The sequence below is a fragment of the Rhodobacteraceae bacterium M382 genome, assembly GCA_025141015.1.
Lineage (GTDB): Bacteria > Pseudomonadota > Alphaproteobacteria > Rhodobacterales > Rhodobacteraceae > Aliisedimentitalea > Aliisedimentitalea scapharcae.
The window spans coordinates 1,168,028-1,182,625 of sequence record CP081098.1; the positions used below are offsets into that span (position 1 = coordinate 1,168,028).

Genomic DNA, 14,598 nt, shown 5'->3' on the forward strand with positions numbered 1-14,598 from the left:
CTGAATGATGATTATTCATCATTTCCGCGTTTTTTTGCAAAAGCAAGGGGGCTAGGGTTTCAGTGTCGATACACTGTGGGACCACGGCGATGCAGAAACTGGACATATTGGCGCTGGGTGGCGACGGGATTGGTCCCGAAGTGCTCGAAGCCGGGTTGGCGGTGGCTGAAACAGTCGCCGGGCGGAATGATCTGCAGCTGAATGTGCAGCATGATCTGCTGCATGGGGCGGCCTGGGACCAGCACGGAACCTTTCTGCATGACGAAACTCTGGCACGGGCGACATCTGCGGATGCGGTTCTGGTGGGGGCTGTGGGTGGGCCGCAATGGGATGATATCCGGGTCGACGGCGGCCCCGAGATGCAGGACGGATTGATGCGTCTGCGTCACGCGCTGGACAGTTTTGCCGGACTGCGTCCGGCGCGGTTCTGGGCACCGTTGGCAGAGCGCACCCCCTTTCGGCCAGGGGTGGCCGAAGATGCCGACATCATGGTTCTGCGCGAGATGTGCGGGGGCGTGATGTTCGCGCAACCGCGGGGCCAGACCCTGAGGGACGGTGTGCGCTATGGCTATGACACCGCGGCCTATGACGACCGCGAAGTGAGCCGCATCATGCGTGCCGGGTTCGAACTGGCGCGTCAGCGGTCGGGCCGGATCGTATCGGCGGACAAAGCCAATGTGATGGAGAGCTACAAGCTGTGGCGACAGGTTGCAGACGAGGTGGCCGGGGAATTCCCGGACATGGCCCTGACCCATATGTATGCCGACAATTGCGCCTATCAGATGGCCCGTGACCCGGCCGCATTTGATGTGATCGTGGGGTGCAATCTGATTGGCGACTTCCTGAGCGACCTGGCCGCGGTCGTGTCCGGCAGCCTGGGCATGTTGCCCTCGGCCTGCCTGTGTGACGTGCCGGTTGCGGGCGCGCGGATCAAAGGGATCTACGAGCCGGTTCACGGCAGCGCACCCGATATAGCAGGACAGGGCATTGCCAACCCATTCGGCATGATCCTGAGCGTTGCGATGATGTTTCGCTATACCGCCGGGCGTCCGGATCTGCAGAGCCAGATTGAACAGGCCGTCGAGCGGGTTCTGAGCGCCGGAATCGGGACGCCTGATATTGGCGGGACGCATGCGACCCAGGATGTCGCCGACGCCGTGATCCGTGAGCTTGCACCATGAGCGACTGGGATTATGTCATTGCCGGGGCCGGATCGGCAGGCTGTGTTCTGGCCGCACGCTTGTGCGAAGATCCGACCACGCGGGTTCTGCTGATCGAAGCAGGAGGTCCGGCAAAAACAATCTTTGCCCGAATGCCCGCCGGGGTCGGCATGGTGCATTCGAACCCGAAGTATGACTGGGGGTATTTGAGCACGCCACAGCCAGGGTTGAACGGGCGGCAGATCTATTATCCGCGCGGCAAGGGGCTGGGCGGTTCGTCGTTGCTGAACGGGATGATCTATATCCGGGGCAATGCTGCTGACTATGACCGCTGGCGGCAAAAGGGGCTGGTGGGCTGGTCCTATGGCGATGTGCTGCCCTATTTTCGACGCTCGGCGGGTGCGCAGCACCGTGGCGGAGAGGCGCATCATGACACCACGGGTCCGCTCAAGGTGACACCGGCAGGGAACTACGACCGGATCAACCAGGTCTTTGTCGCGGCCTGCCAGCAGGCCGGGGCACCGGTGAACACGGATTTCAATGGCTCCAGCCAGACCGGTGTCGGACGGCTGGACGTCAAGGCCAGCGGCGGGCTGCGCCAAAGCACGGCAGAGGCCTATCTGAACCCCGTTCCAAAGAACCTGACCGTGATGACCGGCTGCCCGGTGTTGAAGGTGGTGACCAAAGACCGCCGCGCCGTTGCGATTCTGACTCCGCAGGGCGAAATGCGCGCGCGGCGTGAGGTGATCCTGTGTCTGGGGGCCTTTGAAACGCCCAAGGCGCTGATGCTTTCGGGCATCGGCCCCGGTGCGCATCTGGCCGGGCATGGGATCGACGTTGTGCGGGATCTGCCCGGGGTGGGGCAAACCCTGTTTGACCACCCCAATATGCCGATGCAATTCGGCCTGCGCGACGCAAGCCTGTCGATGGCCCGGTTTCAGCGGCTGGACCGGGCGATGGTGATGGGGGCACAATGGCTGTTTTCGCGGTCGGGGCCTGCGGCCTCTCCGTTCTGGGCGTCAGCCCTGTTTCACGCGATCCGCGATTCAGAGATGCCGGAACTGGAGGTGTTTTTCACCCCCATGGTTGTGCGCGAGGATTCGGCGGTGAACCAGAAGGGGTTCAGCCTGCAATCGCTCAGCCATCTGGGCAAGGCGATGATTGCGCGGGGCAAGATCGCCGAGCCGGGGTTGCAGTTCGACATCAACCTGCTGCGCCCGCGCAGCTGCGGGCAGGTGCGGCTTGCCTCGGCGGATCCCCTGCAGGTGCCGGTGATTGATGCCGGGTATTTCAGCGATGACAGCGACTTTTTTGATCTGGTTGAAGGAATGCGGCACCTGCGCCGGGTGATGGCCCAGCCCGCCTTTGACGGTGTTGGTGATGTCGAGCTGAGCCCCGGTGCGGCCTGTCAGACCGATGAGGATCTGCGCCAGTCGATCCGCGAGCTGGTCACCACCGGGCACCATCCGGCCTGCACCGCGCGGATCGGGGTCGAAGGCGACCCGGGCGCGGTTCTGGACGGGGAATTCCGGGTGCGGGGGGTGCAGGGGCTGCGGGTTGTTGATGCCTCGGCCCTGCCTGACATGGTGAGTGGAAATATCGGCGCGCCTGTGATCATGTTGGCCGAACGGGCGGCGGATATGATCCGGGGACGTCCGCAACTGACGGCAAACGATCCAAGGGAGACTGCAGCATGAGCATGACATGCGGCGAAGCAACAATGCGCCTGTTGGCGAACTATGGTGTGACCACGGTGTTCGGCATTCCTGGCGTTCATACGTTGGACATCTGTCGGGGGCTGACAGGGGGGGGCAATTCGGGTGCGCTGCGCCATGTTCAGACCCGCAACGAACAGGGTGCCGGGTTCATGGCCGAAGGTTGGGCCCGGGCCACGGGTGAGGTCGGCGTTGCCGTGGTGATTTCCGGCCCCGGCGTGACCAATGCGGCCACGGCGTTGGGACAATGTTATGCCGACAGCCTGCCGATGTTACTGATTTCGGCAGAACCGGACAGCCATACCATTGGCAAGGGCTGGGGTGTGCTGCATGAAATCACCGAACAGAAGAAGGTGACCGAGCCGCTGACCGCGTTGTCGGCCACGGCCCGGCGCGCGGCAGATGTCCCCGAGCTGTTGGCCCAGGCGTTTTCGATCTTTGCCAGCCAGAGACCGCGTCCGGTGCATATCTCGTTGCCGATGGATGTGCAGGCCGAGATGGTCGAAGGTGATTGGCAACCGGTGCGCCTGCCGGACCGCCCGGAACCGGCAGCGGGCAAGCTGCCGACGGCGGCGGCAATGCTCAAGGACGCACAGCGCCCGGTGATCATGGTTGGCGGCGGGGCGACCGAAGCCTCTGGTGGGTTGGCCAAGGCGGTCGAACGTTGTGGCGCGGTGGTGATTTCATCAACGGCGGGCAAGGGTATCTTGCCGGACGATCACCCGCTGCACCTGAGCGGGTCGACCGTGCGCCCCGAGGTGCGCGACTATCTGGCCACGGCGGATGTGATATTGGCAGTCGGCACCGAACTGGCCGAAACCGACAGCTTTGTCGAGCGGCTGGAGCTGAACGGAGATCTTATCCGACTCGACATTGATCCCCACAAGATCAATGACTTCTACCCGGCGACATTGGGAATTATCGGTGACGCAGGGCCATCTATGGACGATCTGGCGGCCTATTTGTCAGATCATGATTGTCGGGCGGTCAGGGCCGCGGGCACGGCGGCGGTGGCGTCGATCCGTGAACAGATCCGGGCCAATCTGACTGTGTCAGAGCGCAAGCATCTGAAGTTCCTGAATGTCCTGCGCGAGGTGGCACCAGAACGGACGGTGTTTTCTGGGGATGCCTGCCAGCTGGTCTATACCGGAGCCTTTGCCTTTGATGTGCAAAAGCCGCGCCAGTGGTTCTATCCGGCCGGGTTCTGTGCTTTGGGCAATGGGCTGCCCAATGCAGTGGGGGCCAAGATGGCCCGCCCCGAAACACCGGTTGTGGTGCTCGCCGGGGATGGTGGGTTCATGTTTACCATGCCCGAGCTGATGGTGGCCGCCGAACTGGGATTGTCGCTGCCTATCATCATCTGGGAAAATGGCGGGTTGAAACAGATCCAGGACGACATGGACCTGCGCAGTATCCAGCGCGTCGGGGTCGACGGGATGAACCCGGACTTTGTTGCATTGGCGCAGGCGTGCCAGTGCCATGCGCATCGGCCAGAGAGCGAAAAGGCGTTTCGAAATGCCTTTGGTGCCGCGCTGTCGGCTGATCGTCCCACCGTGATCGTCGTACAGGAGGAGGCCGAATGGTTGAGGTGATCGCCGTGTCCCGCCCCATGCAGCAATACGGTTTCAATCGCCTTGCCTGAGATCTTTGAGGATAATCAATGACTGACGTTCGAACCTTTGGGTACTTTGTCAACAACGCCTGGCATGAGCCGGCTTCGGGACAGTATTTCGATAGTGAAAATCCGGCCGACGGTCGCGTGTGGGCCAGGGTTCCCGATTGCCGGTCGCAAGATGTAAACCGGGCGGTGGCGGCTGCCAAATCCGCCTTTTACGACGGCCCCTGGGGGCGGATGATGCCCGCAGAACGGGGGCGGGTGCTGCGCCGGATTGGGGATGTGATCAGCACGCATGCCGACCGGCTGGGCGTCATGGAAACCCGCGACAATGGCAAGCTGCCCGGGGCCATCACTCCTGGTCTGCGTTCTGGCCAGTGGCAGGTGGACAGTTGGCATTATTATGCTGGCCTGTGTGACAAGTTCGAAGGCCGGGTTATCCCGGCCGAGGCCCCCAACATCCACAATTACGTCAAATGGGAACCCTTTGGCGTGGTCGGCCAGATCCTGCCCTGGAATTCGCCATTGGGAACCCTGATCTGGAAGCTCGCCCCCTGTCTGGCGGCTGGGAACACGGTGGTTCTGAAACCATCCGAACACTCTTCCTGTTCGACGCTCGAGTTGATGGATGTGTTGCTCGAGGCAGATCTGCCACCGGGGGTGTTAAATGTGGTGACCGGTTTTGGCCGCACCACGGGCGAGCCGCTGATCGATCATCCGGATGTCCGCATGGTCTCCTTTACCGGTGGCACCGCGGGGGGGCGGGCGGCGGCCAGCATCGCGGCCCGTCAGGTCAAACCCATCGTGATGGAGCTGGGCGGCAAATCTCCCCAAATCGTGCTGCCGGACGCCGACCTGGATCTGGCCGTGAATGGCGTGGCGGCGGGGATCTTTCCGGCAGGCGGTCAAAGCTGTATCTCGGGTTCGCGCCTGTTGGTGCATAAATCCGTGATCGACGCATTCACGGACAAGCTGGTCCAGGTTGTCAAAAAGGCCCGGGTGGGGGATCCGAATGATCCCGCGACCCAGATTGGCCCCATGGCCAACCGTCCGCATTACGAGTCCGTATTGCAGAAAATTGACGCGGCCGAGGCTGCCGGGCATCGGATGCTGCTGGATGGGCGCAGCGCCTGTCGCGATCAGGGGTATTACATTGGCCCGACAATCTTTGCCGATGTGCCAAACGGGTCGGATCTGGCTCAGACCGAAGTGTTCGGCCCGGTGGTGTCAACCGAAGCCTGGGAGGATGAGGTCGAGGTGATCCGCGCTGCCAATGACACGATCTTTGGTCTGGCTGCCGGGATCTGGTCGCGGGACGTGACCCGCGCCATGCGCATGGCCGACCGGATCGAAGCCGGGACCGTCTATATCAACAACTATTTCAACGCGGCCACCCAGTCCCCGGTAGGGGGGTACAAACAGTCTGGCTATGGGCGCGAAAACGGGTGGGAGGGGATGCGCTGTTTCCTACAGACCAAATCGGTCTGGCTCTCCACCGATCCGCATCAACCCGATCCTTTTGCAGACTGATCAAATCAGAGGGTACATCACATGACACCGGACCCCACGCCCAAGGCCGGCACCTGGAACCACCATCCGGATTTGCCGATTCCGGTGTCACCAATCCTCAGTTGGCCACCGCGCCCTGTCGCCTGGATCAAATGGATTGCGCAATATTGGCTGGCGCTCAGTTCGGTCACGATCGAGCTGGCCCTGGCGTGGGGTGTCTATGCCTGGTTCCAACCCGAGTGGACCCAGATGCAGACCCTGTCTCCTGGGTGGATCGCCCAGATCTGGCTGCGCAATATCGTGTTGCTGACATTGGTGGCAGGAGGGCTGCATCTGTGGCTGATCACGCTAAAGCGGCAGGGCAGAACGCTGAAGTTCGACGCCCGCGACCAGACCGCCAACAACGGGCATTTCACGTTTCGCAATCAGGTCTGGGACAATATGTTCTGGTCGCTGATCAGCGGCGTGGGGTTTTGGACCGCCTATGAGGTGCTGTATTTCTGGGCCGCAGCCAATGGCTATGCGCCGCAGATCAGTTTCGCCGGCAACCCGATCTGGTTCATTGCCTGGCTGGTGATCCTTCCGATCTGGTCCAGCTTTCATTTCTATTGGGTGCATCGCTGGCTGCATTGGCCGCCATTGTATAAACTGGCGCACGCGCTGCATCACCGGAACATCAATATCGGTCCCTGGGCCGGGATTTCGATGCATCCGGTGGAAACAGCCATCTATTTCTCGTCCTTGCTGATCCATCTGGTCGTGCCATCACACCCGGTTCACGTGCTGTTCCATGCCTATCTGAACGGGCTGAACCCGGCGGTGTCGCATTCCGGTTTCGAAGGTATCGTGTCGGGCGGGCGCAGGCGTTTTAGTGCGGGAGATTTCTTTCACCAGCTGCACCATCGGTATTTCGAATGCAATTATGGAACCGCCGAGATGCCCTGGGATGTGATGTTTGGATCCTTTCATGACGGCAGCGACACCGCCACCCGCGCCACCCGGGAGCGCAAGAAACAGATGTACAGGTGAAGGCAATATGGCGGACCAGAAATGATGATACTCACCTCTTGCGCTGAATTTGTCGCCACTGCCGATGCACCGGCTGATGTGCACCCGATGGTGACACGGGCTGTGGCCGATTGTTTCGGCTGTATTCTTGCAGGGACCGACAGCGAGGTCGCGACACGGGTGCGTTCTGTTCTGGCCGTGGTCGGGGCGGGCAATGCGCCGCTGTATGGTGCGGGGCAGCAGGTGGCCCCCGGCTATGCGGCGCTGGGCAATGCGGTGTCGGGACACGCCTATGATCTGGATGACTGGGAGGAGCCAGGCAATACCCATCCGACCATTGTGATCCTGCCCGCGGTATTGGCAGTGGCCGAAGTCGTGCCCCTGACCGGCGCACAGATGCTGAACGCCTATTGCGTCGGGTTTGAAATGATCTGTCGGTTGGGCGAGGCGGTAACGCTGGGTCACTATACCCGAGGCTTCCATTCGACAGCGACCCTGGGTGCGATCGGGGCAGCGGCGGCCTGTGCGCGGGCCTTGGGTTTGGACAGGGAGCAATCCGCTCATGCAATGGCAATCTCTGTGTCGCAGGCAACGGGCTATACCATACAGTTCGGCTCCAGCGTCAAACCGTTGCAGGCCGGACAAGCAGCCCGAGCAGGGTTTGAAGCGGCGATGCTGGCCCGTGCCGGAGCGACAGGCAAACCACAGGTGTTGGACAGCGACCGCGGGTTCAACGGGCTGATGGGGGCCGGGACGCCTGACAGCTTTGCCCATGCGATTGCCAAACTGGGACGGCCGTGGGCTCTGCAGGAATACGGGTTGCTGATAAAGCCCTGGCCGTCGTGTAGCTATATCCATCGGCTGATGACCGCTGCGCTGGAACTGCGTCGGCAGATGGCGCATGACGAGGTGGTGCAGGTGCGGGCAACCTTGCCGGATTTTCACAAGGCAATCCTGCCCTTTGACCAGCCCACAACCCAGACCGAAGCGTTGTTTTCCGTGCCAGCCTGTGTCGCACAGGTTCTGGTCAGCGGTGATTTGACCATGGCCGACAGCGCTGCCGGTTTCTGGCAGCGCCCCGAAGTTGCCCGCCTGATCGCGGTGACCGACGTCACCACCGAACCACCACGAAATCCCGCGCTGAACTATGATCCGGCGCAACCGGATGTGCTGGAGCTGGTCGGGCAGGGCGGGCGAGTGGTGCGAGGGCAATGTGACTATCCGTTGGGGTCGCGACAGACCCCGATGTCCGATGCGCAATATGCAGCCAAATACAGCTCTATCACTGGACGGGCGGCTGCGGAGTTCACCAGATTGCTTGGCTGGCGTGACACCCAGGACATAGCGGGATTCTTTAGAAAGGGAACGACATGAGCCGAACCCGGCGTAACGGTGGGCGTGCAGCCCGCCGGATTGACCGCGCGGATGGAGCCGGGTCAGGCCCCAGCACGGCCATCTGGCCAGGGATCGAAGGGGGGCGGTATACTCCGTTTACCCGGCGCGAGATCGAGAGGGTCAGCGACACCGCCCTGCGTATCCTGGAAGAGATCGGATTGAAGGGGGCCACGCCACATTGCGTGGAAACCGTTTGCAACAATGGCGGCTCGCTGACCGAGGATGGGCGATTGCTGATGCCCGCGGATCTGGTGCGGCGGATGCTCAAGGTGGCGGGGCGGGGTTTCAAGCTGTTTGGGCAAATGCCTGAGTATGACATCGATCCGTCGGGCACCCGGATCCATCTGGGGACCTCGGGAGCCGCAGTGCATATCGTCGACAGCCTGACAGGCACGATCCGCGACTCGGCGCTCAGGGATCTCTACGATATGGCGCGGCTGGCCCAGTCGCTGCCAAATATCCACATGTTTCAGCGCACTGTGGTCGCGCGGGATCTGAGCGATCCGTTCGAGATGGACCTGAACACGGCCTATGGCTGTCTCAAAGGGACGGCGAAACCGGTTGGTGGGTCATTCACCTCAGAGGAAAACATGGAAGCCGCCGTGCAGATGATGCAGATGATCGCGGGCGGCCCCGAGGCCTTGCGTGCGCGTCCGCCGTTCTGTGTTTCGACCTGTTTCATCGTGCCGCCGTTGACATTCGCCGAAGAGGCGCTGGGCGTGATCGAATGCGCTGCCCGTCACGGCATTCCCCTGAAGCTGGTCTCGGCCGGACAGGCGGGGGCCACCAGCCCGGCGCCGCTGGCCGGAGCAGTGGCGCAGCAAACGGCCGAAGTGCTGGCGGGGCTTGTCTATGTGAATCTGTTGAACCCGGGCCACTCGGCGACCTTTGGCGCGTTGCCGTTCGTGAGCGATCTTCGCACTGGTGCGATGTCGGGAGGCAGCGCCGAACAGGGGCTGCTGATGGCGGCCTGTGCCCAGATGGCACAGCATTTCGATATTCCCTGCGCGGTGTCGGCGGGCATGACCGACAGCAAGATGCCGGATTTTCAGGCGGGCTATGAAAAAGGCGTGACCGAACTTTTGTCGGCATTGTCCGGGGCCAATCTGATTTATGAGGCTGCGGGGATGTATGGGTCGCTTTTGGGTTGTTCGTTGGAGAGCTTTGTTCTGGACAATGACATGATCGGGTCGATCCTGCGGGCGACGCGCGGGTTCGAGGTCAGTGACGACACCCTGTCGTTGGAGGTCATCCGCGAGGTTTGTGTCGATGGGCCCGGGCATTTTCTGGGGCATGATCAGACGCTGAAGCGGATGGAAAGCGACTATTACTATCCGGCGCTGGCGGATCGGCGTACACCGCAGGAATGGGCAGCCGCTCCGGACCGCGACCTGTTGGAACAGGCGCGGGCCCGGACTGAGGCGTTATTGGGGGGACCGCGATCCGAACATATTCCTGCGGAGATCGACGCTGAAATCCGCGCAAGGTTCCCCATTCGGCTACCAAAGGCAGACCTATGACCGCCACCCGGAGCAAGCTGGACCTGCAAGAGGATCAACGGGTCAATGTGAGCAAGGCCGAGGCGGTGTCCTGTATGGTCGCGATCTTTGAGCGGTTGGGCAACACGCCAGAGGTCGCGCGGTGTGTGGCCGAGCACCTGGCAGAAACGTCCTTGTCGGGTATGGAAAGCCATGGTGTGATGCGCACCCTGCAATATGCAGAGCAGATGCAGAACGGGTATCTGTCTGTCGGCGTTGACACGCAGGTTATTCGTGCTCCGTCGGGGGCCACCCATGTGGACGGTGGGGGTGGTATCGGTATCCCTGCGATGGTGCAGGCCTATGAGACGGGTATGCAGATGGCAGTGCAAACGGGTGTGTCAGCGCTGGCGATCCGCAACGTGGGCCACACCGGACGCCATGGGGCGTTTGCCGACAAGGCGGGACAAGAGGGGTTTCTGACCATCTGTGTTGGTGGGGGAAATCGAAAAAACTGGCCGCAGGTCGCACCGCATGGCGGAGCGAAGGGGCTGTTGCCAACCAACCCCTGGTGCATTGGAATTCCCGGTGGAGCACGCGGCCCGGTGGTGCTGGACTTTGCCACCTCCAAGATTGCCGGAGGCTGGATCTATGCGGCGCGCTCGGCCGGGGCGCAACTGCCGGACGGCTGCCTGATTGATCGAGATGGAAACCCGAGCCGGGACCCGGAAGCGTATTTTTCCGGAGGTGCCATTCTGCCTGCGGGTGGGCACAAGGGGTATGGATTGGCGTTGATGGGGGAGATGATTGGGGAAGCGATGCTGGGGCCGTCGTCGACCGAATGCAATTGGCTGTTGGTCACCCTTCGCTGCGACCATTTTCGCGAGACCTCTGCCATGGAAGTTGCGGCCGAGGCGGTTCTTTCGGACATGCGCAACTGTCCACCGGCACCGGGGTTTGATTGTGTCGAAGTGCCAGGCGAACGCGAACGCGACCAATATGTGAAATCTGGTGATCGGATCGCAATTCCAAAAGCAACCTGGCGGCAAATACAGGAGTTGGAAGCAGGTCTGAAAGCCTGATCCGGTCTCTGAAAGCCAAGCGCTCCCGCCCGGGAACCCAGCATCAAAGATGCAGGGCTCCCCGTTGGGCGTGGCCCCCCGCAGGCTGGCCTGCGAGGGGCGGTCGCGCGTCGATCCAGGCGCTGAGGGTCCTGTGCCGACAGGGGTTTTTCCCAATGATGCCGGGGTCCGGTCTTGGCGGACGGGGGGCGGCGCGTCATTGTGAACGCAAAACCAGAATGAGGATACAGATGACCAAATCTTTCCCCGAACAGGGTCATGATGGCCCCTATGCTGCGCCGCTGATCGTTCGTGATCAGATCGTGCGCCCGGAATGGATCGACTATAATGGGCACATGAATGTCGGCTATTACGGGATCGCCTTTGATCAGGCCATCGACAAAGTGTTTGACCACGAACTGGGGATCGGCACCGAGTTCATCAAATCAGAGGGTCAGGGGCCTTACGTGCTGCAGTCGCACATGCAATTTTTGCAGGAACTGCTGGAAGGGCAGAAATTCGACGTGCAGTTCCGTTTGATCGACCACGATCACAAACGGCTGCATTTCTTTGGTGAGATGATGCGCCAGCCTGACGGGGTGGTGTGTGCCACACAAGAAATCGTTGCGATGAATGTCGATCACGAGACAGCACGATCGACGGCCTATCCGGATTGGGCGCAGCGCCGGTTTTCGCGGATGCTATCGGACCATAAAGCCATGGCGCGTCCCCGCCAATTGGGGGCGAGCCTGGGATTGCGCCGGTAGGGAAGCACGGTGCCTGCTCTGCTCAGTTGAACTTTCAGGTGTTGACCGGATTGAAAACGGCCACAGGGACGGGCAAGCCCGTCCCTGTGGATGTCATTGATTTGCGGAGTCAGAGGAACCCGAGATCATCATCGTCGCCCTCGTCATCGGGTTCATGTGCAGACGGGTCGTCGTCCTGAGACTGCGTCATCAGCGCCATGATGTCATATAGCTCGGTGTTGCCAGCAGTTCCGGAGGACCCTCCGGTTCCACCGCTACCAGACCCACCAGAGGCGCTGGCATAGACCACGTCGTCATCCGTGCCACCGCTTGACACCGGTTCGCCCTCAAAGTCGGGCAGACCGTGGGTCGCAGCGATGCTGAAGGTTCCGCCTGTGCCCGAGCCTGAGCCCTTGGTGCCGCCCGAGCCGGAGCCCTTGGTACCGCCTGAGCCTGAGCCTTTGGTGCCACCGGAGCCTGAGCCTTTGGTGCCACCGGAGCCTGAGCCTTTGGTGCCACCGGAGCCTGAGCCCTTGGTGCCGCCCGAGCCTGAGCCCTTGGTGCCGCCCGAGCCTGAGCCATTGGTGCCACCGGAGCCTGAGCCTTTGGTGCCACCGGATCCTGAGCCCTTGGTACCACCAGAGCCGGATCCCTTGGTACCACCTGAGCCGGAGCCCTTGGTACCACCTGAGCCGGAGCCTTTGGTGCCACCGGAGCCTGAGCCCTTGGTGCCGCCAGAGCCTGAGCCTTTGGTGCCGCCAGAGCCGGAGCCTTTGGTACCACCTGAGCCGGAGCCCTTGGTACCACCCGAGCCTGAGCCTTTGGTGCCACCGGAGCCTGAGCCTTTGGTGCCGCCGGATCCTGAGCCTTTAGTGCCGCCGGATCCTGAGCCTTTGGTGCCACCGGAGCCGGAACCCTTGGTACCGCCTGAGCCGGAGCCTTTAGTGCCGCCGGATCCTGAGCCCTTGGTGCCGCCGGATCCTGAGCCTTTGGTGCCACCGGAGCCGGAGCCCTTGGTACCGCCTGAGCCTTTGGTGCCGCCTGAGCCTTTGGTGCCGCCTGAGCCGGAGCCTTTGGTGCCGCCGGAGCCTGAGCCTTTGGTACCGCCCGAGCCGGAGCCTTTGGTACCGCCCGAGCCGGAGCCTTTGGTGCCACCTGAGCCGGAGCCTTTGGTGCCACCTGAGCCTGAGCCTTTGGTGCCGCCGGATCCTGAGCCTTTGGTGCCGCCAGAGCCTGAGCCCTTGGTACCGCCGGAGCCGGAGCCCTTGGTCCCACCGGAGCCTGAGCCCTGGGGGCTGGACTCCGAAAATTCGTCAGCGAGCTTGTCGTCATACCACTGATCCAGGGTGTCTCCTTCGACGCCTCCATTGTGGTATGCGTCGCTGGAGCTCGCCGATGCGCTGGTGTCATGAGACAGGACATGCGGGTTTGCAGTGTCCGAATTCAAGACAATTGTCAGGCTGTTGAGGTCAAGATCATCCAGAGTGAGCCCGCTGCCCCACAACGTAAAGTTGATGTTTTGGGTGTTCCCAGCGGTTGAATCATCCTCAGTCCCGAATTGGATCATGCCATCAAAGTTGGATCCAACGTCAAAGCCGTTGTTCAACTGGGATACGGAATTTGCATCGAACTGGCTACCTGTGACCCCCAAGGTGTTGATATCCGGGTACAAGTTGACATCATCAAGAACGCTGTCATCCGTGAAGTTGAAAAAGATGCCATCAAGGTCGCCGACCTCTGTCAGATAGTTCGGTTGAACTTGGAAGAATAGACCTCCGCCCTGTGTGTCCAGGACCGAAATGACAACTTGCGGATCTGTCCCAACATTGATCTCTACGGGCTCTTTGGCCGGTGTTTCGCCGCCGCCACCGCCGCCACCGCCGCCAGTGGGTGGCGCTTCGCTGCTTCCGCCGGAGCCTGAACCTTTGGTGCCACCTGAGCCTGAGCCCTTGGTACCGCCGGATCCTGAGCCCTTGGTGCCGCCAGAGCCGGAGCCCTTGGTGCCGCCCGAGCCTGAGCCTTTGGTACCGCCTGAGCCTGAGCCCTTGGTGCCACCGGAGCCTGAGCCTTTGGTACCGCCCGAGCCCGAACCCTTGGTGCCACCGGAGCCTGAGCCTTTGGTGCCGCCTGAACCGGAGCCCTTGGTCCCACCTGAGCCGGAGCCTTTGGTACCGCCCGAGCCTGAGCCTTTGGTGCCGCCAGAGCCGGAGCCTTTGGTGCCACCGGAGCCTGAGCCCTTGGTGCCACCGGAGCCGGAGCCCTTGGTGCCGCCCGAGCCTGAGCCTGAGCCCTTGGTGCCACCGGAGCCTGAGCCTTTGGTACCGCCCGAGCCCGAACCCTTGGTGCCACCGGAGCCTGAGCCTTTGGTGCCGCCTGAACCGGAGCCCTTGGTCCCACCTGAGCCGGAGCCTTTGGTACCGCCGGAGCCTGAGCCTTTGGTGCCGCCAGAGCCGGAGCCTTTGGTGCCACCGGAGCCTGAGCCCTTGGTGCCACCGGAGCCGGAGCCCTTGGTGCCGCCCGAGCCGGAGCCCTTGGTGCCGCCCGAGCCCGAGCCCTTGGTGCCGCCGGAGCCTGAGCCTTTGGTGCCGCCTGAGCCGGAGCCCTTGGTCCCACCTGAGCCGGAGCCTTTGGTACCGCCCGAGCCTGAGCCTTTGGTGCCGCCTGAGCCGGAGCCTTCGGAGGGCTCGTCCTCAGAGCCGTATTTGCTCAAAAGGTGTTCCTTGTACCATTGGTACAGGCTGTCCCCTTCGACACCCCCATTGTGGTACGATTTTGTACCGGAACCGTAGGAACTCCAACTCATCGCGCACACCCTCCAAAAAACGTCCATTGCCTGCAACCTGGCAAACAATTCCAACAGCGGCCAAAGTTTGGCCCTCGTGTTTGCAGGGCTCATTTGACCAGCCTCGAC

10 protein-coding genes are annotated in these 14,598 nt (G+C 62.0%); 9 read left to right on the plus strand and 1 reads right to left on the minus strand.

The genetic code is table 11. From position 1 onward, the window contains the following. The first annotated feature begins 89 nt into the window (after positions 1 to 89). The 9 genes from leuB to K3727_05390 all read left to right on the plus strand — a co-directional run bounded on the left by leuB (position 90) and on the right by K3727_05390 (position 11,708). Positions 90 to 1,181 (plus strand): 3-isopropylmalate dehydrogenase, encoded by a 1,092-nt coding sequence (gene leuB / locus K3727_05350; protein UWQ92226.1) that lies wholly within the window; start codon positions 90 to 92, stop codon positions 1,179 to 1,181. Next, complete coding sequence (locus tag K3727_05355; protein UWQ92227.1) at positions 1,178 to 2,857, plus strand: GMC family oxidoreductase N-terminal domain-containing protein; 1,680 nt, start codon at positions 1,178 to 1,180, stop codon at positions 2,855 to 2,857. Before leuB ends, K3727_05355 begins: the two co-directional genes overlap by 4 nt. Then, entirely contained in the window at positions 2,854 to 4,467 is a 1,614-nt protein-coding gene (locus K3727_05360) for a 5-guanidino-2-oxopentanoate decarboxylase (GenBank protein UWQ92228.1), read from the plus strand. Before K3727_05355 ends, K3727_05360 begins: the two co-directional genes overlap by 4 nt. Before the next feature lie 68 nt (positions 4,468 to 4,535). Further along, positions 4,536 to 6,020: an aldehyde dehydrogenase gene (locus tag K3727_05365; GenBank protein UWQ92229.1), complete on the plus strand. Its 1,485-nt coding sequence runs from the start codon at positions 4,536 to 4,538 to the stop codon at positions 6,018 to 6,020. A 21-nt stretch (positions 6,021 to 6,041) separates the two neighbouring features. Beyond that, positions 6,042 to 7,028: a sterol desaturase family protein gene (locus K3727_05370; protein ID UWQ92230.1), complete on the plus strand. Its 987-nt coding sequence runs from the start codon at positions 6,042 to 6,044 to the stop codon at positions 7,026 to 7,028. A 21-nt stretch (positions 7,029 to 7,049) separates the two neighbouring features. Then, positions 7,050 to 8,381, plus strand: a complete 1,332-nt coding sequence (locus K3727_05375; protein UWQ92231.1) for an MmgE/PrpD family protein — start codon at positions 7,050 to 7,052, stop codon at positions 8,379 to 8,381. Next, a complete protein-coding gene (locus K3727_05380) occupies positions 8,378 to 9,922 on the plus strand; it encodes a trimethylamine methyltransferase family protein (protein UWQ92232.1) in 1,545 nt (514 codons plus the stop codon). Before K3727_05375 ends, K3727_05380 begins: the two co-directional genes overlap by 4 nt. Then, positions 9,919 to 10,962 (plus strand): Ldh family oxidoreductase, encoded by a 1,044-nt coding sequence (locus K3727_05385; GenBank protein UWQ92233.1) that lies wholly within the window; start codon positions 9,919 to 9,921, stop codon positions 10,960 to 10,962. Before K3727_05380 ends, K3727_05385 begins: the two co-directional genes overlap by 4 nt. A gap of 230 nt (positions 10,963 to 11,192) precedes the next feature. Beyond that, positions 11,193 to 11,708, plus strand: a complete 516-nt coding sequence (locus K3727_05390) for a thioesterase family protein (protein ID UWQ92234.1) — start codon at positions 11,193 to 11,195, stop codon at positions 11,706 to 11,708. Positions 11,709 to 11,817: 109 nt separating this feature from the next. Here K3727_05390 and K3727_05395 read toward each other — a convergent pair whose 3' ends face one another. Then, on the minus strand, positions 11,818 to 14,490 hold the full coding sequence (locus K3727_05395; GenBank protein ID UWQ92235.1) for a hypothetical protein: 2,673 nt from the start codon (positions 14,488 to 14,490) through the stop codon (positions 11,818 to 11,820). Positions 14,491 to 14,598 lie beyond the last annotated feature (108 nt).